Annotated in this window: 17 protein-coding genes; 14 read left to right on the forward strand and 3 right to left on the reverse strand. The window is 71.5% G+C overall.

Translation table 11 applies throughout. From position 1 onward, the window contains the following. Nucleotides 1-7 precede the first annotated feature (7 nt). From ACFQ6N_RS17435 to ACFQ6N_RS17460, 6 genes are all read left to right on the forward strand, one after another. Nucleotides 8-1,303 (forward strand): helix-turn-helix domain-containing protein, encoded by a 1,296-nt coding sequence (locus tag ACFQ6N_RS17435; RefSeq protein ID WP_380649898.1) that lies wholly within the window; start codon nt 8-10, stop codon nt 1,301-1,303. Then, a complete protein-coding gene (locus tag ACFQ6N_RS17440; protein ID WP_380649899.1) occupies nt 1,300-2,184 on the forward strand; it encodes a phosphotransferase enzyme family protein in 885 nt (294 codons plus the stop codon). Before ACFQ6N_RS17435 ends, ACFQ6N_RS17440 begins: the two co-directional genes overlap by 4 nt. A 300-nt stretch (nt 2,185-2,484) precedes the next feature. Continuing rightward, nucleotides 2,485-2,868: a roadblock/LC7 domain-containing protein gene (locus tag ACFQ6N_RS17445; RefSeq protein ID WP_380649900.1), complete on the forward strand. Its 384-nt coding sequence runs from the start codon at nt 2,485-2,487 to the stop codon at nt 2,866-2,868. A gap of 68 nt (nt 2,869-2,936) precedes the next feature. Beyond that, nucleotides 2,937-4,328 carry a hypothetical protein gene (locus ACFQ6N_RS17450; RefSeq protein ID WP_380649901.1) on the forward strand — a complete coding sequence of 464 codons (1,392 nt, stop codon included), beginning with the start codon at nt 2,937-2,939 and terminating at the stop codon, nt 4,326-4,328. 42 nt (nt 4,329-4,370) lie between these two features. Then, on the forward strand, nt 4,371-4,877 hold the full coding sequence (locus ACFQ6N_RS17455) for a LuxR C-terminal-related transcriptional regulator (RefSeq protein WP_380649902.1): 507 nt from the start codon (nt 4,371-4,373) through the stop codon (nt 4,875-4,877). A 95-nt stretch (nt 4,878-4,972) separates the two neighbouring features. Next, nucleotides 4,973-6,493: a LuxR C-terminal-related transcriptional regulator gene (locus ACFQ6N_RS17460; RefSeq protein WP_380649903.1), complete on the forward strand. Its 1,521-nt coding sequence runs from the start codon at nt 4,973-4,975 to the stop codon at nt 6,491-6,493. Nucleotides 6,494-6,533: 40 nt separating this feature from the next. Here ACFQ6N_RS17460 and ACFQ6N_RS17465 read toward each other — a convergent pair whose 3' ends face one another. Together ACFQ6N_RS17465 and ACFQ6N_RS17470 are read right to left on the reverse strand one after the other, a co-directional pair. Continuing rightward, nucleotides 6,534-7,682 (reverse strand): helix-turn-helix domain-containing protein, encoded by a 1,149-nt coding sequence (locus ACFQ6N_RS17465; RefSeq protein WP_380649904.1) that lies wholly within the window; start codon nt 7,680-7,682, stop codon nt 6,534-6,536. Nucleotides 7,683-7,685: 3 nt separating this feature from the next. Further along, a complete protein-coding gene (locus ACFQ6N_RS17470) occupies nt 7,686-8,114 on the reverse strand; it encodes an NUDIX domain-containing protein (protein ID WP_380649906.1) in 429 nt (142 codons plus the stop codon). 177 nt (nt 8,115-8,291) lie between these two features. Between ACFQ6N_RS17470 and ACFQ6N_RS17475 the strand changes: the two genes are divergently transcribed. The 7 genes from ACFQ6N_RS17475 to ACFQ6N_RS17505 all read left to right on the forward strand — a co-directional run bounded on the left by ACFQ6N_RS17475 (nt 8,292) and on the right by ACFQ6N_RS17505 (nt 17,360). Then, a complete protein-coding gene (locus ACFQ6N_RS17475; RefSeq protein ID WP_380649907.1) occupies nt 8,292-9,059 on the forward strand; it encodes a TauD/TfdA family dioxygenase in 768 nt (255 codons plus the stop codon). Between the two features lie 186 nt (nt 9,060-9,245). Then, the gene (locus tag ACFQ6N_RS17480; protein ID WP_380649946.1) at nt 9,246-9,407 is read left to right on the forward strand and encodes an FxLD family lanthipeptide; all 162 of its coding nucleotides are present in this window, start codon (nt 9,246-9,248) and stop codon (nt 9,405-9,407) included. A gap of 86 nt (nt 9,408-9,493) precedes the next feature. Further along, on the forward strand, nt 9,494-12,502 hold the full coding sequence (locus tag ACFQ6N_RS17485; protein WP_380649908.1) for a lantibiotic dehydratase: 3,009 nt from the start codon (nt 9,494-9,496) through the stop codon (nt 12,500-12,502). Further along, on the forward strand, nt 12,499-13,758 hold the full coding sequence (locus ACFQ6N_RS17490) for a lanthionine synthetase C family protein (RefSeq protein ID WP_380649909.1): 1,260 nt from the start codon (nt 12,499-12,501) through the stop codon (nt 13,756-13,758). The genes ACFQ6N_RS17485 and ACFQ6N_RS17490 overlap by 4 nt, the downstream gene beginning before the upstream one ends. A 15-nt stretch (nt 13,759-13,773) precedes the next feature. Continuing rightward, entirely contained in the window at nt 13,774-15,852 is a 2,079-nt protein-coding gene (gene fxlM / locus ACFQ6N_RS17495) for a methyltransferase, FxLD system (RefSeq protein ID WP_380649910.1), read from the forward strand. 5 nt (nt 15,853-15,857) lie between these two features. Beyond that, complete coding sequence (locus tag ACFQ6N_RS17500; RefSeq protein ID WP_380649911.1) at nt 15,858-17,057, forward strand: hypothetical protein; 1,200 nt, start codon at nt 15,858-15,860, stop codon at nt 17,055-17,057. A gap of 27 nt (nt 17,058-17,084) precedes the next feature. Beyond that, complete coding sequence (locus tag ACFQ6N_RS17505; RefSeq protein ID WP_380649912.1) at nt 17,085-17,360, forward strand: hypothetical protein; 276 nt, start codon at nt 17,085-17,087, stop codon at nt 17,358-17,360. 473 nt (nt 17,361-17,833) lie between these two features. Here ACFQ6N_RS17505 and ACFQ6N_RS17510 read toward each other — a convergent pair whose 3' ends face one another. Then, nucleotides 17,834-18,376 carry a DUF2716 domain-containing protein gene (locus ACFQ6N_RS17510; protein WP_380649913.1) on the reverse strand — a complete coding sequence of 181 codons (543 nt, stop codon included), beginning with the start codon at nt 18,374-18,376 and terminating at the stop codon, nt 17,834-17,836. A gap of 415 nt (nt 18,377-18,791) precedes the next feature. Between ACFQ6N_RS17510 and ACFQ6N_RS17515 the strand changes: the two genes are divergently transcribed. Continuing rightward, entirely contained in the window at nt 18,792-19,085 is a 294-nt protein-coding gene (locus ACFQ6N_RS17515; protein ID WP_380649914.1) for a hypothetical protein, read from the forward strand. Nucleotides 19,086-19,319: the final 234 nt, after the last annotated feature.

Raw genomic sequence — 19,319 nt, forward strand, 5'->3', positions numbered from 1 at the left:
GGCCAATGTGGCGGCACGACCCAACACACTGCGTCCGGAGCGTTCGCCCGAGGAGTGGCTGGGCAACGAGATCCGGCAGTGGCGCATGCTGAGGGGCTTCGGGCAGGACGAGCTCGGCGCCTTGGTGCACCTCAGCGGTGATCTGATCGGCAAGATGGAACGCGGTGAACGCAGGTGCCTGCCGCACCACGCCGAGGCCCTCGACATCACGCTGGACACCGGCGGAGCGCTCACCCGCAGCCTCGTACTGGTGGACATGCGAGCAGATCTTCGTGGCGGGGGCGACTCCGCCGCCACGACCACTCGGGCGGCCGTTCCCTCCCCCGTGTCCCCGGACAGCCTGAGCCTGGTCACGGCCCCGATCATCCCCGTCGGCTCGGAACCGGGCCCGTCGGTGCGTCCGGGGGACGTCGCCCACGTCAAGTCTGCTGCCGCCGCCCTGCGCAGTTGGGACAACCTGCACGGCGGAGGCGGCCTCGTACGGGAGACGGCCGTCGCGCAGCTTCGGTGGACCAGAGCACTGACCGAGGCTCCGTGCAGCAGTCCGCTACGACCGGAGTTGCTCACTGCGGCAAGCCGTCTCGCCTCGGCCGCAGGCGCCGTTCTGCACGACGCGGGCGAGTTCACCGAGGCCGGCCGACACCTACGATGGGCGACCGACCTGGCGGAGGAGGCCGGCGACTGGTCCGCACGCGCGGTCTCGTACAATCTCCGCTCCCGGCTGGCCACTTGGTGCGAACACTACGACGACGGTGTGACCCTGGCCGAGCTGGGCCTCGTTCGCTCCGACCGGCTCTCCCCCGCCGAACGCGCCATGCTGCACAACGCCGCAGCGCGAGGACACGCCAAGCTGGGCAACCGCCAGGCGGCACTGACTGCCATCGGACGGTCCGACGAAGCGTACGCCCGGCTCCAGGCCACCGAGGAGTCGGGCTGGATGACCTACTACGACGAAGCCCAGCACCATGGCGACAGCGGTCACGCCGTCTACGACCTCGCACTCGCGGGTAACACCGTCGACGACGCGCTCGACCGGCTCAGGACCGCCGTCGACGGGCACTCCCAACCGTTCACCCGGTCCAGGACATTCAGCCGCACCAAGCTGGCCGGTCTGCTGCTGGTCATGGGGTACCCCGACGCCGCGCTTCCGGAGGCCGAGCGGGCCGTGGCCGAAGCCTCCCAACTCCGTTCACACCGAGCTGTGCGGGACCTCCAGGATCTGGCGAAGCTTGCGCTTCGGTACGAACAGCACTCCAGGCTCCAGAGCCTGCGCCTCCGGATCGCCACTACGGTAGGCGAGTGACCACTGCCAGGGACTCCCACGCCGTCCTGCTCAGCGCATGTGCCGATGCCGGTCTGTCCACCGACGGTGCCGAGCTCATCAGGCTGGGCGAGAACGCGTTGTGGCGTCTCCCTGGCGGTGTGGTGGCCCGCATCGCCCGCCCCGGCCAGTGGTCTGCGGCAGTGCAGGAGATCGCGATAGCCCGGTGGCTCCACGAGTGCGGCCTGCCGGTCGTCCGTCCGGTGGAGGCGTTCTCCGGCCCGATCCCCGTCGGCGACCGTCCTGTCACCTTCTGGCACGAGCTGCCGCCCCACCGACCGGGCACTGGCGCCGACATGGCGCCCCTTCTCCGCAGGCTGCACGATCTGCCGGTGCCCGAGCACATCGACCTCGGTGTTCTCGATCCACTCGTCCGGCTCGCGGAACGGATCGACGAAGCAGTCACCCTCGACGAACACCAGCGGCGCTGGTTGCGGGGGTACCTCGCCGACCTACAGGCCGCATGGGACGAGCTCCCCGTCGGACGGCCGCTCTGCGTGGTCCACGGAGACGCCTGGGGCGGCAACACCGCGGTCACTCCGACCACCACCTACCTGCTCGACTTCGAGCGTTCCTCCCGAGGCCGGCGCGAGTACGACCTCGCGACGATGGCGGCCGGCTTCACGAGCTTCGGCAGCGTGACGGAAGAGCAGTACAAGGCGATCTGCACCGCCTACGGTGCCGATGTCACGGAATGGCCGAGCTATCCGGTCCTGCGAAACATCCGCGAGTTGCGCGTCACCTGCTTCGCCCTTCAGCTCGCCGCGGCCGACCCCGCCAGGCATCGCGCCCAGGCCCACTACCGCCTCGCCTGTATTCAAGGCCTGGAAGGCGCCCGGCCATGGGGCTGGACCGTCATCTGACCTCGCAGCCATCCGAAACGGGTTCCGGCCGCACCAGGGCCCGCCGCTTTGCCGACAAGGCTGAAGCCGCACCTCACCGACGCCGGCTCGCACAGGTCTTGGATACTGCCCGGCCCCGTCGATGGGGACAGCTGGAGTATTCCACGGTTGTCCCCATCCACCCCCTCCCGCTCGCACCACACCCTTGGCCACTCTGAACGTGTTGGAGACGCCACCCCGGCGATCCACTCGGGTCCCAGCCGATCCTCGCGCTTCGGCCCCTCCTCTCCTGCGTTCGTTCTGGCCAAGGAGGCTCATGTGTTGCGCCACCCGCAGTTCCTGAAGGACTTGGTCACCGGCACCGCCGGCACCATCTCCGCCATCCACGTCAGCCCCGAGGGACTGCTCCTCGGCAGTTCACCCGGGGTCGACAAGGACGAGGCCGACCACTGGGCGGCCGTGATGGCGGCGCTTCAGGCCGTGAGCAACCGCGGCACCGAGATCATCGGCCGTTGTACCGCCGGGTCCGGCCTGTGGGGTCACAGCGTGATCGAGGACCGATCCGGGCGCACGCTGATTCTCGTCGGCGCCAACGACGACTCGATGCTCGCCGTGGTGTGCGGGAGGAACGCCCAGCTGGGCGACATCGCCGCCCGGCTCGTCGAACTCGCGGACAGCACCGTCGCCGTGGGGGCTGCGGCGTGAACCCGATCCCGGTCACGGGCACCGGCCGTCCCCGGCGCCCGTTGCCGTTGCCCGATGTCCTCGGCACCGTGCACATCCCCGACCCGCTCAGCCCCGGCATGGCCGGACTGGCCTCCTACCTCACCCGGCGCCACGCCAGGGTCACCATCTCGCCCGAACAGGTGGGCCTCCGTCCCGAGTTGGTCGAGCGGTTCGAGCGTGACGGGGCTGTTCTCCGCGTGGCCGCCCCCGGTTCAGCCTCGCTGGTCTGGGGCGGCGACAACACCGTGACCCACGGCGTCACCAGCCACATCGCCGACCATGGTCTGCCCATGATGGGCTACGCGCGGGCCGTCGAGCTGCTGGCCGGCACAGCGCCGATCACGGTCGCCGTCGCGGGTAGCCATTCGACCACCATGGCTGCCGCCGCGCTCACCTGCGCGCTCGTCAGCCGCGATCCCGGGTGGATCCTCGCCGAGGCTCCGAGGGGTGACTCCACTGGTTACGACGGCGGAGGAGATGTCCTGGTGGTGGACCTCTGCCCGGACGGCTCCAGCCACGAGACCTCGCCGCCCGGTTGGCGCTTCCGCACCCTCGGCGAAGGACTGAGCCCAACGGTGACACTGGTCACCGCCGTGGATGCGGCGCCGCCGGCCTTCTGGAACCAGGCGGAGGCGTTGGACCAGATGGAGGCCCTCGCCAGGCGGAGCGACACCGTGGTGGTGTGGGCCGCCCAGCCCGGTTGCCAGGAGCTTGCGGACCGACTCCACCGGCGCCCCGGACCGAGGGTGGTGACCATGGGCCGTGGCACCGACATGGACGTGCGGGTCCTCGGGAAGTTCTGGACCGGGGACCACCACCGCGTCACCGTCCAGGCCGACGGCAGGCAGTACACGTTCACCGTGCCGGTCGCCGGAAGCGACAACGCCATGGCCGTGGCGACGGCGTGGGCTGCCGGCTGGGCACTCGGCGTTCCCGGCCACGAACTGGTGGACGGGCTGCGCGCGTTCGCGGGCGTCGAACGGTCGTTGACCCGGCTCGGCTCGAACGGCGGCATCGATGTCGTCGAGTCCAGGGCTGTGCACCCGAGGGAGATCGCTGCCGACCTCCAGGGCGCCCGGATGCTCACCGAGGGCGCGGTGGTGGCCGTGTACGAGCCCTCCGGGCACCTGCGGTCGAACGCCCTCTCCGGTCTGATCGCCGAGGCCCTGGGCTCCGCCGACCGAACCGTGCTGCTCCCCGTCCACTCGACCTTCCCCAGCGGTCAGAACCACGCCGACGGAAGCGAATCCATCCTCGACGCCGGCTCCACCGGCACGGTGATCCGCTTCCAGCCGGACCTGCACCGGCAGGGCCCCGAGCGCCTGGTTGCCTCCCTCGTTCAGCAGGGTGACCTGATCCTGACGATCGGATCCCACGCCGCCCGGCGGATCGGCCCCTCCCTGCTGGCCGCTCTCGACCGACCGAAGCCCTGTCGATAGCCACCTACCCCCGTCACGACCCTGCCCTGTTGGAGGTCCGCCATGCCCTCGCCCGGTCCCGCCAGGCCCGATCTGTCCGACGCCGACGTCCTCCTCCTGCAGCAGGTGGCACGTGGTGCCCTGCACGGCGCGACCAGCCGCGCCACCGGCATCGAGGAGGCCAAGGTCGGCACAGCCGTCATCGCCCTGGTGGCAAGGATCGGTGCGCGGTCGCGCTTCCACGCCACCGCGTTGGGCGCGGGTTGGGGGCTGGTGCGGGACGTACATGTGGTGAACCCCACCGGCAAGGCGCTGTCGGCACGGCATGTCGAGGTACTGGCCGGCCTGGTGTCCGGTGAGGACGCGGCCGCCACCGCTCGACGCCTGGGGCTGACGGTGAACACGGTGAAGACCTATATCCAGACGATCCTGCGGAGACTCGGGGTTCGCTCCCGGGAGCAGGCGAGCGCGGCGGCCGTCCTGGCCGATCTGGTACCGCTCCGTGCTCTGGGGGCCGGTTGGCCGGACGTGAAGCTCAGTGAGCTCCGGCAAACGGCGGAGGCACGCTGATGCCGCACCGCATCCGGCCGTCCGGCGAAGGCCCCGGCATGCCGCTGACTCCCGTGGCCAGGAGCAATCGGTTGACGGAGGCGAAGGTTCCGCCCATGGCGCTGACCGTACAGCAGATCGCGGTCCTCGACAGGGCCGGCCTCGGGATGACCAACTCGGCGATCGGCGCGGCGATGAACCTGCGTGTCGACACCGTCAAGGGCTATCTGCGCCAGGCGTACGACCGGCTGGAGACGACGAACCGGGTCCACGCCTTCGCTCAGGCGTGGCGGTACGGTCTGCTCCCCCGTTCGACCGCCACGGGTCCCGCTCCGATGCTGTCGGACGAGCAGAAGTTGATCCTGCGGATCTGGGGGCAGGGTGGGAACCGCCGCGACATCGCCCGCGCGCTGGAGGTCCGGGAGGGCGCGGCGGAGTTCTACGAGGAGGCCGTGCTGGCCGCGCTTGGTACCGGCAAGCGCATTGTCGCCGTCCGCCGGGCGTTCGAGCACCGACTGATCGATCCGGCCGGGGACACTCTGGCCGACCTCACCACACCCATGGCGGCCGATTCGGGCCAGGGCCGCACCCTGCACCACCGACCGAGAGGAGGGACCGGTACGGACGGACCCGTAAACGAGACGCAAGCTGAACCCGAACGCACTGATCAGCTGGACCGCGCGGTCGCGCTGCTGCACTCCGCGCACGGTCTGGCCGTGCACCTCGGCGCACTGGCCGGCCTGCCGGAGGTGCCCTCACTGGCAGGAGTCCTGGCCGGGGCCCCGCCCCGCAGAGCGGCGCCGACCGTCGTACGGTTGGTGCACCAGGCGCTGGCCCTCGGTGTACCGTGCGCCCTGCTGCTCCCGGCGTCGGCGGTCGATTCCGACCGTGCGGTCGGCGCGGTAGGTCTGGAAGCGGCTTGGTCGTGCGCCGTCCGCCAGGGTGCGTACGACGGCACCGTCGCCTATCTGGAAGCAGCCCGCCTGCTAGGGACACCGGTGGACGAGATTCTGGTCGTGTGCACCGCCGACCAGGCGTCCGTCGCGGCAGGAGCCGGGTTCCGCCGGATCCTGACCACCACGAGCATCGTGCCGGGCCTCGGGTCCCGGCGTGCCCCGCGGCCCGAGTTGAACGCGCTGGAACGCCGGATCGCCGAATTGGCCGCCCAGGGGCAGAGCATCGCGGAGATCGGCGACCGGGTCCATGCCGGGGAGTACCTGGTGCGGACCCGCCTGGCGGACCTGCGCCGGCGCACCGGAGCCATCGACGACGCGCACTTGGTCGCCCGTCTGATCACGGCGGAGGTGATCGGCACCAACCGGCTGCGCGCCGATCTGCCCGAGCACGTGCCCGAGCTGGATCAGGCGGGGCGGGCCGTGGCCGCGCTGATCTGTACCGGGACGCTGAGCGAGGCCGGGGCGAACGCCGTCGGGCTGAGCCTGCCCACGGCTCGTGCGGTCGAAGGCCGAATCGTCCGGGCGCTCTCCCGGCGCGGGAGCCGCACCCATGCCGCAGCCGTCGCCGTACTCACCGGGATCGTCACCCTGCCCCCGGCGCACCCCACCCACTACCTGGAACCGCTGAGCGCCGCCCACCCGGCCGTCCCGGAGCGTTCAGTCCAGATCTCAGGGATGTGACTTCGCCGTGTTCATCACCGCCCCGCTGTCGGGCCGGACATCAGGCCGCTATCTCGGCCCGCAGCCGTGCCAAGGCATCGCCCGCACGGTCCCGGACCTCGGGCAGGTGACGGCCGGCACGCACGACGCGCTGGAGCTGGTGCGGCAGACGGTGGAGGGTCGCCCCGTCCACCGCCGCGCCGAGTTGCCGCGCCGCGGCAGTCGGGTCCCCTTTCCTCAGCAGCACCTCGCCGGCGGTGATCGCTGCGATGATCCGCCACTGGGAGGTCGCCGCGAGTCCGCCGACCGGTTCCTGGTCGAGGTGTCGGACCGCTTCCGCGACCCGGCCGGTGCCCATGAGGCCCCGAAGGCGGACCTCGTGAAGGGTGAACTCGGAGAACAGGGCGGTGGGCGTCGCCTCGCCCAGGAGGCGCCGGCCTTCCTCGATCGCGGTGTCGAAGACGGCGGTGTTCCCTGCGGCTCCGGCAGCGCGGGCGAGCAGGACGACGGCCTCGGCGCGTTCGGTGGCGGTGCGGGCGGTGTCGCGGGCCCGCCCGAGCCGGTCCAGGGCGCGCAGGTGCAGTCCGGCCTTGCGCAGCTCGTTGCCGTGGTGGCGCAGGGCATTGGCGTGCAGGCCGGGGTCTCCCAGGCGCCGGGCGACGTTCAAACCCTTGCCGGTCCAGCGGGCGGCGGTGGCCAGGCGCTCCTCCGGCAGGACGTGGCCGAGGGCGACGCCGAGGCCGACGCGGGCCCGGGCGAGCAGACGCAGGATGTCGAGGTCGGCGTGTCCGTCAGCGGTGCGGGCCTCCAGACGGGCGACCAGCGGCCACAGCTCGGCGACGGCGGTGGTGGCCTGGCCGGCCTGGCGGGCGATCTCGGCCAGGCGCAGCACGGAGTCGGCGAGCTGGATCACGAGTTGGTGGTCCGCATCGGTGTCGTCGGTGATGCCGAGGCAGTGCGGTGGGAGGCCGAGGCGTTCGGCGAGGTGGCGCAGGGCACCGATGTCGGTGATCGTGCGCGAGCCGGTCTCGATGCGGGAGACGTAGCTGGTGGAGTAGCCGAGGAGGTCGGCGAGTTCCTGTTGCGGCAGGCCGTGGAGTTCGCGGTAGAGCTGGAGGATCTCGGGCAGGGCGCGGCGGCGCAGGATGTCCTGGGCTCTGGGGGTGGTCCAGTGCCAGCGGATGCCGCCGTGGGGGCCGGTCCGGGTCACCGGTCAGGCCTGGTGGTGCAGTTCGTACCAGCGGGTGATGGAGTCCTTGTAGCCCTGCGGCATGGCCAGGCCGGGCACCTCGTCGCGGTGGAAGAGGCCCGCTTCCTTGTGTTCGTGGCTGACGACCGGGGCGCGGTGGGCGTCGGTGGCGGTGCAGCCGTAGGTGACGATGAAGACCTGGCGCCCGGGGATCGGCTCGTACATCCACACGTCCAGCAGGGGGCCGGCGGTCGCCGTCCAGCCGCTCTCCTCGTGGATCTCGGTGACGACCCGCTCTTCGGGGGCCTCGGTGCCCTCCAGCTTCCCACCGGGCAGCTCCCACTCCTGGCGCTCGTTCTTCAGCAGCAGCACCCGCTGCCGCGGGTCGAGCACGACGCCCTTGACGGAGATCGGGAAGGCCTTTGGCACGTAGGGCAGTTCTGTTTCGGTCATCGCTTCTTCCGGGGCGCGTGGGCGGTCACGGGCGTGTCGAAGGTAGCAGTTGCGAACCCACGCGATGCCCCGCAGCCGGGTAATCAGGCTTTGACAATCTGTCACTTTCCATTCGGTGGCCGGGGCGTGGAGAGTGTGCCGCCTCCCACCCGATCGGTCCCACGAGGGAGCTTCACCATGCCGTCGTTCGACACCAGTGGCACCGGCAGCGACGACTTCACCGCGGGCGGGCTGGACGGAACGGTGCGTGTGCAGGCCGGTGAGGCGTTGCGCGAGGACGGCCTGCTGAGGCTCGCCAGGCTGGGCGGGCGCGACGATGTGCTCCTCGCGGCCGGCCGGTTGATGTCCTCGTTGCGGCAGCACCGGGATGCCGACCCGGACGGTCTCACCGTGATCCGCGACACCGGTCGCCACAGCGGGCGGCCGGGCTTCGCGGGCCTGGGGCGCGGCGCGCTGGCCCTGCACACCGAGTGCGCGCAGCAATCGGATCCGCCGCGTCTGCTCCTGCTGGCGTGCGCGCGGGCCGGCGACAACGGCGGTGAGACCCTGTTGGTGGACGGCCGGGCCGTCCTCGCCGAGCTGGCCGTGCAGCACCCCGCCGCCATCGAGGCATTCTCCGCGGAGCGAGCCGCCTACTTCGGCGGGTCGAGTGGCCACTTCGCCCCGGTGTTCCAGCAGCTGCCCGCCGGACGGTGGCAGCTGCGGCTGCGCCAGGACGACCTGGCCCGGTTCTCGCCCGACGCCCAGGCGCACCTGCCCGCCCTGCGCCAGGCCATCGACCGCAACACCCAGCGGCTTCGGCTGGCCCCTGGACAGGGCGTCGTACTGGACAACCATCGTTTGCTGCACGGCCGCACCGGCTTCTCGGGTGAGCGGCTGATACTGCGGGCACTGGGCGATCCGCACCCTGCACTCGGTCTCGGGCCCGGATTCCCCCGTTCCTGATGCCTTGGCAGCCTCCCCTCACGAGGACCCGCAGGAGGCTCCGCGGAATCGCTCACCCTCGAAGGGCAGCCGTCCCTCGACCCGCGGCATTGCCGCCCCACCGACTCCTGGTGACGCGGGGGGCATACGCGCCCCGGCTCCAGGCCCCGCAAGGGAAACCCTCAAGGAGGAGCCATCATGGCTCAGATGATCCCGGCCGAAACCAAGGCCACCACGGCCGTCGTCAGCGGCGACGAGTTCGACCTCGACGTGCGCACCGTCGAGACCGCCGACGCGGCCAGCCTGCAGGTCCTCACCGACGACGGCTGCGGCTCCACCTGCGGCGCCTGCACCACCGGCGTGCACTGACGCTCCCGGGTGGTTCCCCGGGGCCTGCTCCCGGGGAACCACCCGCCCTCCCCCGTCTCCGTCTCCGAGTCCGGAGGTCCGCAGCGATGCGCACACCTGCTCCCAAAGCCGTCTACCGCGCCGCCGACGCGGCTCTCGTACGCGCCGTCGCCCATCCCGACCTGCCGGTGCCGGCGTGGCCCGACCTCTCGACCACCGGACCAGCCGCAGCCCTCCACCAGGCACAGTGGCTGCGCGCTCTGTGGGCCGACGCCCACCTCGCCCAAGCCCTCGAACTGGCCGGCCCGACCCTCGCGGATCGCATCGCCCAGCTGATCGACAGCCCCCAGCCCAACCCGCGCGAAGTTCGGCGCGCCGCGCTCTCCACCGCCCGCTACCTCCTGCGCGCGGCCGGCCGCGCCACCCCGTTCGGACGCTTCGCGGGCGTACAGGCGGCATCGTTCGGGCCGTCCTGCGTCGTGCGGTGGGGCGCCGGACACCATGTTGTCACCAGTGTCTCGGAGTCCGTGATCGCCCAGGCTGCCGGCCTGCTGGAGTGCCGTCCCGCCGTGCTGGCACTCCTGGACGTGACGGCGAACAACACCGTCCAAGTGCGGGGCGATCGCCTCGTCGTCCCCCACCGAGCGATCCCCCGGGCCGACGGCAGCACGGCCGCGGCCGAGACGACCCTGCGTCGCACCCTCCCCGTCGCCTTCGCCCTTGGCCTCGCTCGCCTTCCGATCCGCTTCCGAGATCTGGTCGACAACGTCCGCGCCGAGTTCCCCACCGCAACCGTCGAACAGGTCACCGGCATCCTGTCCGAACTCGTCGCCCAACGTGTGCTCATCACGAACCTGCACGCTCCGGCGACCGACCCTGACCCGCTCCGGCACCTCCTCACGGTCTTGTCGAAGATCAGCGCCGAGCACATCCCCGAGGCAGCCGAGATCCTGACGGACCTCCGGACCGCCGGCAGCCGTCGTCCGGTGCCCGCCGTCGACCTTCGGCTGGACGCCGACCTGGTCCTCCCCCGCTCGGTGGCCGACGAGGCCGCCCGAGCCGCCCACCTGCTGGACCGGCTCAGTGCCGCACCCAACGGCACCACGGCGTGGCGCGCCTACCACCAGCGCTTCTACGAGCGCTACGGCCGCGGCGCGCTGGTGCCGTTGCTGGACATGGTGGCCGACAGTGGAATCGGCTGGCCCGACGGCTATCCAGGCGCCCGGCCGGCCGAACCGGCGCGTTTCGACGAGCGCGACGAGTTGCTCGCCGCCCTCGCCCAGCGGGCCACGCTCGACGGCGAGCGCGAGGTCGTCCTCGACGAAGCGCTGTTGGCCTCCCTCCAGCAGGGCCCGGAGGAGCCCCGCGTTCCTCCGCACCTTGAGGTCATCGTCCGCGTCCACGCCCGCAGTCAAGAGCGGCTCGACCGGGGCGAGTTCCGGTTGGAGGTGGTCGCGGCGTCCCGGGCCGCCGGCGTCTCGGTCGGCCGTTTCCTCCACCTCCTCGAACCCGAGAACCGGACTGCCTTCACCGACCTGCTGGCGGACCTCCCGACGATGGACGAGCACGCCGTCACCGCCCAGCTGTCGTTCCCACCGCTGGACCCCGCCAGCGGGCACGTCACCCGCAGCCTGCCGACGGGTCGGCTGGTGATCAGCCTCGCCGAACACCGCCCTGCCACCGACCGCGCTCTCGGCCCCGAGGACCTGGCGGTGGGCTGCGACGGACGGCGCATGTACCTGGCGGCACCGACGCTCGGCGTCCGGATCGAGGCCACCGCCACCCACGCCCTCAACCTCCGCCACCACACCCCGCCGCTCGCCCGGCTGATCACCGAGCTGTCCCGCGCCCAGGCCGCACAGGTCACCCGCTTCGACTGGGGCTCGCTCCATGCGCTGCCCTTCCGCCCCCGGCTGCGGCACCGGCGCGTCATCCTCTCCCCCGCCACCTGGCGCCTCACCGCGGCCGAACTTCCCTCCGGCGACGCCTCGCAGCGGCGGTGGGACGAGGCCCTGACGGCGTGGTCGACGCGGCACCGCGCGCCACGGCACGTGCTGCTCGCCGCCGACAGCCAGGGCCTTCCCCTCGACCTCGACCATCTGGGCCACCGGGCCCTGCTCCGCGACCACCTCCGTTCCGCCCCGCACGCTGTCCTCGTCGAGGAACCCGACCCGGCCGACCTCGGCTGGGCCGACGGCCGGGCCCACGAGATCGTCGTCCCGGTCACCGCCACCCGGGCCCCGGCATGGCCACGCCTGCCCAAGCCCACCCCACACCGGATCCTGCAGCGAGGCCACGGCGACGCCCCGGGCACCTCCCGCGTGCTCCTCGCCTCCCTCTACGGCGCCCTGGACCGCCAGGACACCGTCCTCGCCCGACACCTACCCGGCCTCCTGGACAGACTCGGCAGTCCGAAGTGGTGGTTCGTCCGCTTCCGCGACCCGCGCAACCATCTGCGGCTGCGCATCGCCCTTCCCGAACCGGGTGTCTTCGGCCCCGCCGCCACCGTGATCAGCGCCTGGACCGCCGAACTCCACCAGGCCGGCCTGCTGTCCGAGGTCGTCTACCCCACCTCCTACACCGAGACCGGGCGCTGGGGTGAGGGACCGGCACGGGCAGCGGCGGAAGAAGTCTTCCGCACCGACTCCGCCGCCGTCCTCGCCCAGCTGTCCCAGACCGTGCTGCCCGGTCGGCAGGCGGTGCTCGCCGCCCACGCGGTCGCCATCACCGCAGGGTTCGCCGGCTCGACCACCGCTGGACTGCGCTGGCTCGTTGACAACGTCCCTGCTCAGGCGCCGGTCCCCGTGCCAAGGCACGTCTTCCGTGGAACCGTGCGCCTGGCCGACCCCGCCCGTGGCTGGGCGGCGCTGCGTGCCGAACCCGGCGGTGCCGCGATCGTGGACGCCTGGTCCGCCCGCCACCGGGCCCTCGGCACCTATCGACGGCACTTCCCCAGCCCGCACACCGACGGCGTGCAGGCGGACGACGTGCTCGGCTCGCTGCTGCACTGCAGCTTCGTCCGCGCGCACCGCATCGACTTCGACGCCGAAGCCCAGGTTCTCTACCTGGCCCGTGCCACCGCCCTCGCCCGCCTCTCCCGGGACGGTGACCGGTGACCACCCCGCACCCCGCTATTCGGCTGTCCGACCGGATCGCCGAACTCCTCGCCGACCCCGAGGCCGTAGCGTCCGCCTGGTCGTCGCGCCCGCAGTGGCGCCAGTCCCTGGCCCACGGCGCACCCGGCATCGCCCTGCTCCACATCGAACGGGCCGCCACCGGCCGAGGCCCATGGGAACCGGTACGTACTTGGCTGGCCATGGCAGCAAAGGGTCCGGTGACCAGCGGCCCGGACAGCTACCTGCACTACGGTGCTCCGGCCTTCGCACACGCTCTCGCCTGCGCCGCGCAGGCACGGCCCGGCTCCTACAGCAGCGCCCTCGCCCGCCTGGACGGCGTCGTCGCCGGCGACGCCCTGCGCCGCTGCGATGAAGCCCTCGCCCGGAGCACCCGGGGCGACCTACCGGCGCTGGCCGAGTTCGACGCCATCCGCGGCCTGGCCGGAATCGGCGCGGTGCTTCTCCGCCGCGACCCGGCCGGCGAGGCGATCCACCGGGTCCTCGGCTACCTCGTCCGCCTCACGACCGACGTGAAGCTCAACGGCCAAGCGCTGCCCGGCTGGTGGAGCATGGACGGCCCCTCAGGCGCGCCGGACGCGCGATTCCCCAGCGGGCACGCCAACACCGGTGTGGCGCACGGCATCGCGGGCCCACTCGCACTGCTGGCTCTCGCACTGCGCCGCGGCATCGAGGTCGACGGCCAGCGCGAGGCGATCCGCGCCGTTCTGTCCTGGCTGGAGCGCTGGCGTGACGGCAATGCCTGGCCCTACTGGATCACACCCACACACCTGAATGACCTCAACCACAGGCCACTGACGCCGCAGCGGCCGAGCTGGTGCTACGGCACCGCAGGCGTCGCACGCGCCCGACAACTCGCTGCCCTCGCCCTCGGCGACCAGCATCTACGCCACGACGCCGAGCAAGCCCTCGCCACCACGCTGGCCGACCCGAAGGCGCTCGCCGCGACCACCGACCTGTCCGCCTGCCACGGCTACGCCGGGCTCGCCCACATCGCCCACCGCGCCGCCGACGACGCCCTCCCCCGCAACGCGGCCCGCCTGCGAACAGCCGCCGCACTGCTCCTCGATACCGCCCATCCGCCCCGCACAGACCCCGACGAACAGGCACACCACCTCCTGGCGACGGCAGGGCCTGGATTCCTGGAAGGCGCCGCCGGCACCGCCCTCGCCCTGCTCGCCCCCACCGCGGCCACCAGTCCCGCAACCAGCTGGGACGCCTGTCTCCTCACCACCTGACCAAGGACTCCTTCGATGACCACCGGCTGGATCCAGCACGACCTCACCTTCGCCGACCCCGGCACCGTCGAACAGATCGCCGCCCACCACCTGACCCCCGTCCTCGCCCACGCGCAGAACTCCGCTGTACTGGAGGGCTGGTGGTACATGCGCAAGAGCGGGCTGCGGCTGCGCTACCGCGCCGCCGCCCCCGTCCCCGTCGTCACCGCGCTCCTGGACACCCTCGTGGACGTCGGCCTCGTCTCGGGTTGGGTCACCGTGGTCTACGAGCCGGAGACCGAGGCGTTCGGCGGCCCCGAGGCCATGGAGATCGTCCATCGGTTCTTCCACACCGACAGCCGCCATCTGATGGCTCGTGCCGCCAAGCCCGACCCGTCCGCACTCGGCCGCACCGAGACCTTCGTCGTTCTCGTCTCCGCGATGCTCCGCTCCGCCGGCCTGGACTGGTACGAACAGGGCGACGTCTGGGCCAAGTTCGCCTCCGAGCGCCCCGCGCCGCCCGCCCTCGTCCCCGAACGGGCAACCGCCCTGACTACCGCGATGCGCCACCTGATGACCCTCGACACCCACCGACTCGCCTGCCCCGGTGAACCGCTCGCCGGACACACCGACTGGGTCGACGCCTTCGAGGAGGCTGGACAGGACCTCGTCCGTCTCGCACGGGACGGCCGCCTCACCCGGGGGCTGCGCGCCGTCCTCACCCACCTGATGATCTTCCACGCCAACCGCGCCGGCCTGCCGATCGATCACCAATCCGCTACCGCCGCACGCGCGTTGGACACCGTCTTCCACTCCAGCGAGGGTCCCGCACCCTCGCAGCCCACCATCCGCACAACCACTAGGGTCGCCCACGTGACTACTCTCAGCAACAACACTGCCACCCCCGTCGAGCAGCTGCGCGACAGCCTCACCGACCGACTGCTCGCCCAGGGCGCCATCCGCACCGACGCGGTCGAGGCCGCCTTCCGCACCGTCGCCCGCGAGCACTTCCTGCCCGGCTTCCCCCTGGAGGCCGCCTACGCAGACAACCCCACATACACCAAGACCGACGGCTCCGGCACCCAGATCAGCGCCGCCTCCCAGCCCGCCATCGTCGCCCTGATGCTGGAGCAGCTCGGCGCCCAGCCCGGCCAGCGCGTCTTCGAAGCCGGAGCCGGGACCGGAGTCAACGCCGCCTACCTGGCCACCATCGTCGGCCCCGACGGGCACGTGGTCGCCGTCGACGTGGACGACGACCTCGTCGACGACGCCCGCAAGCACCTCACGGACGCCGGAATCACCAACGTCGACGTAATCCTCGGTGACGGCGCCCACGGTCACCCCGACGCGGCCCCGTTCGACCGGCTGATCGCCACCGTGAGCACCAGCGAGATGCCCACCGCCTGGCTCCAGCAGATCAAGCCCAGCGGGCGGATCGTCCTGCCGCTGCGCCTGCGCGGCACCGCCTCGCGCACCATCGCCTTCGAGCGCGGCGACACCGGCTGGGTGTCGGTCGACGACCAACTCGCCGTCTTCATGCCGCTACGCGGCAGCATGGACGACGCCCGCCGCACCGTCGCCCTCACCCACGAGGGCGACGTCACCCTCCAGGTCCACAAGGACCAGACCGGCGCGGTCGACGCCGACCGGCTGCTCGGTGTCCTCGACACCGGGCGCCATGACGTCTGGACCGGCGTGACGATCCCGGCCGGCACCACCTACGAGTACCAGGACCTGTGGCTGGCCCTCACCCTCCCCAACTCCCTGATGCGGATGAGCGTCACCGGCAACGCCCGCGAACGCGGCATCGCCCCCATGTTCGGCTGGGGCGCCATGGCCACCGTGGACACTGGCTCCCTCGCCTATCTCACCCTGCGCCCCGGCGAGCCCGATGCCGACGGCCGCAAGACCTACGAGACCGGCGTCATCGGCCACGGCCCCACAGGCGCCGCCCTCGCCGACCTCGTCGCCGACCGGATCCGCACCTGGCACACCGCCTTCCGCGGCCGACCCCTGCGCTTCGAACTCCCCGAGACCCCCACCACCGGGGACCCGGCCGCCGGCCGCTTCGTCCTGGACCGCCCCCACCACCCGATCACCGTCGTCTGGGAGTAACCCCCGTGCACCCGACCGGACCGATCGCCCAGCGCTTCCCGCTGGTAGCACGCCACCGGCCCCCGTGCCTGCCCCTGACCGCCCGTGTCGGCCGGCTTTCGAAGCTGGCCGACACGGCCTCCCGGCAGGTCGACCCGAGCCTCGCGTCCACCGTCTTCAACCAGGCAGCCCTCCTGGCCTCCGACCTCGGCCTCCCCGACTACGCCCGCTCGCTGTGCCACCGCCACGCCGTCCTCTACCTCACCCGCGGCCCACTCCCCGCAACGGGCGCCATCCGCGGCCTGGAGCCCGTCGTCAACCTCGCCCGCCTCCACATCCGCGCCGGCCACCACCAGCGCGGCCACCAACTCCTCCTCGACCTCTACCACGCAGTCACCACCGCCACTGAAGCAACGTTCGACGGCATCACCGTGCCCGCCCGCCTCACCGAGACCGACGAACAGCACGCCGAAGTCATCGCGTGGCTGTGGCGCGTCGTCATCGCCGACGGCACCCGCGCCCTCACCTCCGCCGGCCGCTGGACGGACGCCCTGCGCCACATCGAGGCACACCACGGCATCGGCCGGCGCATCCTCGACGGCCGCCAGGTCGCCATCCTCGCCTCAATGACCAACAACGACCTGCCCGGCGCCCTCGCCCTGCTGGCCACCACCGAGCCGGGCGAGCCGTGGGAGGACGCCGTCACAGCTGTGCTCACCACGCTGTGCCGCCCGGGCGACCGGCACGCCGCCGAGACCGCGATCGACCACTGCCTCGCCTTCGAACCGGACGAAGGCCTGGCCGTCTTCACCACCCGCCTCGCCCTGACCGCCATCGACGCCGCCCCGGACACACCCGCCGCCCGAAACCTGATCAAGCAGCTGTCCAGCCACGCCGGTAGAACGGGCGACGGCTACGCACTGCGCGACCTTCTCACCCACCCTGGCGTCTGCGGCCGCCTGGACCCTGGCCGAACAGTCGAACTCGAACAGGCGCTCGCCACCTGCGCACTGGGCTCCGCTGCCCTGCCCAAACCCATCCATGACCGATTGGAGGACGCCCTCGCCGCCGGCCGGGAGGTGCTCGAAAACTTCCCGCTGGACCCAGGCTTCCCCGAAGCATGGTACCCATCCCATGGGCCAGGGTCCTCGCTGCCATCGCCTGCCGTCTCCATCCCGTCCAATGCTGACGATTTGCTGACCGCAGATGGTCCACTGGGGCTCTGACCTGGGAAGAAACGGCAAAGCCGTGATATGTGGTGGATCTTCTACCGCACAGGCGACGACGTACGGATCCGCCTCCTTCAACTACCGGACGGTGCCAAGCACGACAACGCCGGGACCGAGATCTGGTCGACCCGGCAGAGCGTCGACGTCGTGGCGCGAGCAGTGATCCGCTGCTTCGACGAAGTCGCCACGAAGTACGGCGAGAGCGGATATCGCGGCGAGTGGGGCGAGCACTTCCCCCGCACCGAGCTCGAAGCCCTGAGGTCGCTCTGGCGCACGCACCGGTCCGCCCCGGCAGCCTGAACCCCCGAACCCGTCGACATTCGGCGCTGCCGCGCACAGGTCGAGCGGAACATGTGCCCTTTTCCGAACGACCCGTTCGAGGCGATCGGAACTCCGCCGGTTCTCTTCGGCCTGTTCGAACGCCGCGAAGGCGTCGTTGAGTTCGTCGAGGGAGTCGACGCGTGGGACGGGGGTGAGGTGGTTGGGCCGCCAGTAGCCGACCTGGCCTTCGGTTCCGCCCTTCTCGTGGGCGCCGCGAAGTCCGGCTCGCAGTAGAACGGGGTGATCGAGCAGTGCCGGCGGAAGTCGTGCCGGCGCGGATGCTCCTCCCGCGACCTGCTCTCGCGGATCACCTGGTCACCGCGGGTGAGAGGTTGTCCTACCGTATCTGGCCTACGGGTATGCCGCCCAGCGTGCGGAACGCCTGGACGTGGCCGTCGGGGAAGGCCACCTGCCCTCCTGCCCGCACGAGGCCGGTGAAGACGGGCGTTTGATCAGCTCGTCGTCGTAGGTTGGCCGTCTCGGCGCAGAACCGTCGGGAGCAATTGGCCCACATCGGCGGCAACTTCATTCAGCAAGCCGGTTCCGAACACGCAGAGTGAGTGCTCCCATGGGTGGCCGAAGGTGCCGAACGTGAGGTCCTCGGCCAGGTAGACGGGGTAGTCGCCGTCCGGATAGGGACTGCGCGGCCACCCGGGCCGGAAGTTGCCGCCCAGTGCGTCGGGCAGGAACATGTCGGAGGCGGGAAGGTCGGGGCGCAGGCGGTAGCTGGTGTGCTGCCATTCCAGGACGAGCAACGCCGTTCCGGGCGGGGTGCAGGTGGCCAGACCGTCTTGGACGAGGCGAACCAGGTGATCGAGGTTCCGGTCACCGGGATCGTCGTGAAGTGCGTCCAGGCTCCAGGTCACCGACGGAACCGGCTCGGTGATCGCGGGGAAGGCATTCATGCTGGGCTTGAAGTCGAACCTCTCGTCGAAGCGGTCCCAGACTTCCCTGGACTCCCGGTCGGTCAAGCGGCGAAGCGCGTCGGTGCTCACGAGCAGAATCTACCTGTATGAATGTTGCAAGGTCGTGGTCGGCTCCAGCCGGATCCTCACGGTGACGGCGTTGCCGGATGCGGCACCGACCAAGGCGGCGAACCCGTCTTCCCGGTCAGGCGAAGGCCCTGACGAGGGGCCCGACGAAGGACCGGGCAGCCCCGCTCCCGACCACCTCTCGCGGCTATCCGCGGGCGCTCAACAACCTCGCGCTGCGGTCGCTCGCCGCCGCCGGGAACCTCGTCAACGAGGCCTCGACCCGCTCGACGGTCAGCGAGGTGACCGGCTGATCATCCACCTCCTCGGCCTCGACTCAACCAAGGGTCCTGCGACTCCCGGCCAGAGTGTCACCAGGTCGGGTGAGTTGGCCTGTGTCCGGCCCTCCGTCTCGGATCTCGGGTGGAATGATCCGGGCATGGTCAGCCCCGCCGAAGGAGAACTCGACCTCATGCACAAGATCGTTCGTTCTGCCGCACCCGCTATCACAGCAGTCCTGCCGGCAGCCGGCAGCGCGGGAGCCGCCCACGCAGTCGGCGAGTTCGAAGAAGGCGCGACCGTCGCCTCCGCCGGAAACGGCAGCACGATCCTCACGTCCTGCCAGTCAATCGACCGGCAAGGAACCCCAGGGCTGCTCGGCTCGCTCGGCCTCGGTTCCGAGAACCCGACCGCCGGCGTGACCTGCACACCCGCCGCCATCTCGAGCCACTGACTGAAGCAGCGGCACGCCACGCACCCCACGATGTCGGCACGGTGAAGAGCCACTACCGGCTGAACATCACCGCCCCCGCGAAGCAGGCACGGTCCGACATGCTCGACACCTGCGCGGCCAGTGGCGGTAGCCGTCTCCCCCGCCCATCCCGACCCGGTGGCCTCCACCCCGCCCACGAGGTGGAGACCATCCGGCCCGCCCGGCGCACAGGACGCGGAAGCGACGGCCCACCGC

Source organism: Kitasatospora sp. NPDC056446 (genome assembly GCF_042796115.1).
Taxonomy (GTDB): Bacteria; Actinomycetota; Actinomycetes; order Streptomycetales; family Streptomycetaceae; genus Kitasatospora.

Excerpts from the sequence above, each read along its gene's own strand:
- ACFQ6N_RS17455 (WP_380649902.1), top strand. The coding sequence starts at position 4,371 with ATGCCCTCGCCCGGTCCCGCCAGGCCCGATCTGTCCGACGCCGACGTC.
- ACFQ6N_RS17460 (WP_380649903.1), top strand. The coding sequence starts at position 4,973 with ATGGCGCTGACCGTACAGCAGATCGCGGTCCTCGACAGGGCCGGCCTC.
- ACFQ6N_RS17470 (WP_380649906.1), bottom strand. The coding sequence starts at position 8,114 with ATGACCGAAACAGAACTGCCCTACGTGCCAAAGGCCTTCCCGATCTCC.
- ACFQ6N_RS17475 (WP_380649907.1), top strand. The coding sequence starts at position 8,292 with ATGCCGTCGTTCGACACCAGTGGCACCGGCAGCGACGACTTCACCGCG.
- ACFQ6N_RS17480 (WP_380649946.1), top strand. The coding sequence starts at position 9,246 with ATGATCCCGGCCGAAACCAAGGCCACCACGGCCGTCGTCAGCGGCGAC.
- ACFQ6N_RS17485 (WP_380649908.1), top strand. The coding sequence starts at position 9,494 with ATGCGCACACCTGCTCCCAAAGCCGTCTACCGCGCCGCCGACGCGGCT.
- fxlM (WP_380649910.1), top strand. The coding sequence starts at position 13,774 with ATGACCACCGGCTGGATCCAGCACGACCTCACCTTCGCCGACCCCGGC.
- ACFQ6N_RS17505 (WP_380649912.1), top strand. The coding sequence starts at position 17,085 with ATGTGGTGGATCTTCTACCGCACAGGCGACGACGTACGGATCCGCCTC.
- ACFQ6N_RS17515 (WP_380649914.1), top strand. The coding sequence starts at position 18,792 with ATGGTCAGCCCCGCCGAAGGAGAACTCGACCTCATGCACAAGATCGTT.